Consider the following 2075-nt stretch of genomic DNA (forward strand, 5'->3'; position numbering starts at 1 on the left):
GTATCGCTCACCAAATACACCGTACCCGCTTCATTGCTTTGTAGTGTGATCAACTCCCCTGTTTCATAGGTGCTATCTATCACCGGTGTGCCATCGGCATTAAATGCCTGCACAAAGATCGAAGTGTCACCGTCACTATCAGTCCCGTTCCAGGTCACCACATAGGCACCATCGCTGCCCACCGCAGTGATTTGGGGCTTCTCTTCGGAACCTGTCGTATTACCCGGCGCTTCCAGCTGTACCGTGGCACCGTTTAAGGAGCCGTCAGCATCAAACGCTTGCACAAAGATAGACCAATCACCCTCGCTATCCCTTCCGTACCAGGTCACCACATAGGTGCCATCAGTGCCCACGGCGGTGATTTGAGGGTACTGATCAGCACCGATGGTATTACCCAGTGCTTCCAGCTGTACTGTGTCACCGTTGACGGAACCTTCGGCGTTGAAGGCCTGCACAAAGATCGAATAATCACCGTTGCTATCCCTTCCGTACCAGGTCACCACATAGTCGCCATCAGTGCCCACGGCGGTGATTTGAGGGTACTGATCAGCACCGGTGATATTATCCAGTGCTTCCAACTGTACCGTGGCACCGTTTAAGAAGCCGTCATCATCAAAGGCCTGCACAAAGATCGACCAATCACCGTCGCTATCCCTTCCGTACCAGGTCACCACATAGGCGCCATCAGTGCCCACGGCGGTGATTTGAGGGGACCGATCAGCACCGGTGATATTATCCAGTGCTTCCAACTGTACTGTGTCACCGTTGAAGGAACCATTGGCATTAAACGCCTGCACAAAGATAGACCAATCACCGTCGCTATCATCACCGTACCAGGTCACCACATAGTCGCCATCAGTGCCCACCGCGGTGATTTGCGGATCATAGCCATCCCCCGTGGTAGTATCCAACGCTTCCAGTTGTACCGCAGTGCCGTTAATGGAGCCATCGGCGTTAAACGCCTGCACAAAGATCGACTGATCACCTGAATAGCCAGCGCCCTCGTACCCGTACCAGGTCACCACATAGGCGCCAGCGCTGCCCACGGCGGTGATTTGTGGTTCATAGTCATGGCCAGTGGTATTATTCAGTGCTTCCAGCTGTACCCTGGTGCCATTGAAGGAACCATCGGCTTTAAACGCCTGCACAAAGATCGACAGATCACCGCCGCTATCGGTCCCGCTCCAGGTCACCACATAGGCGCCAGCGCTGCCTACCTCAGTGATCTGGGAGCTATGGTTGACATTACCCGGTGCTTCCAGTTGTACCGTGGTGTCGTTCAAGGAGCCATCGGCATTAAACGCCTGCACAAAGATCGAATAGCCACTGCCGCTATCCTCACCATACCAGGCCACCACATACGCACCATCGCTGCCCACGGCGGTGATTTGAGGGGCATAGTCACCATTGCTAGTATTACCCAGTGCTTCCAGCTGTACTGTCGCGGGTGATATCACAATACTGGCTTCTGGGGCGGTATCATCCAGATCGTTCACATCGAGGGTAACCGCTTGGTCGGTATGGTTACCGGCATCATCAGTAGCGGTAACGATGAATGAATAGCTGGATTTGGTTTCGTAGTCGGCATCGGCTTTTAGCGTCACTTCGCCAGTGCTCGCACTGATCTCGAAATACGCCTCATCAGCGCCACCAAGGCTAAACGTTACGCCATCTGAAACGTCAGCAGAGTCATCAGCGGTGGCGGTATACACCACCTGCCCGGCACCAGAGTTTTCATCGATTGCAGTAGCCGTCGCACCAGATGTAATGCTTGGCGCTGCTTCATCCAGGTTATTGACTGCCAGGGTGACGGACTGGTTGCTGTCGTTACCGGCATCATCAGTAGCGGTAACGATAAATGAATAGCTGGATTTGGTTTCGTAGTCCGCGTCGGCTTTTAGAGTTACTTCGCCGGTATTGGTATCAATGGTGAAGTAAGACAAATCAGTGCCAGACAAGGAATAAACCGCCGTTGCGTCATCCGTCGTGGCCGTGTAGATAACCGTGCTTTCACCGGAGTTTTCATCAATCGCGGTCGCGGTCGTGCCAGACGTAAACGTGGGTGCCGTTTCATC

At 53.6% G+C, this 2075-nt stretch carries 1 protein-coding gene; it reads right to left on the reverse strand.

Annotation, left to right across the window (positions count from 1 at the left end):
* The coding region (locus Q8W32_RS16495; RefSeq protein WP_305415684.1) for a cadherin repeat domain-containing protein at positions 1-2075 on the reverse strand (2075 nt) is incomplete at both ends.

Source organism: Oceanobacter sp. 3_MG-2023, assembly GCF_030688925.1.
GTDB lineage: Bacteria > Pseudomonadota > Gammaproteobacteria > Pseudomonadales > Oceanobacteraceae > Oceanobacter.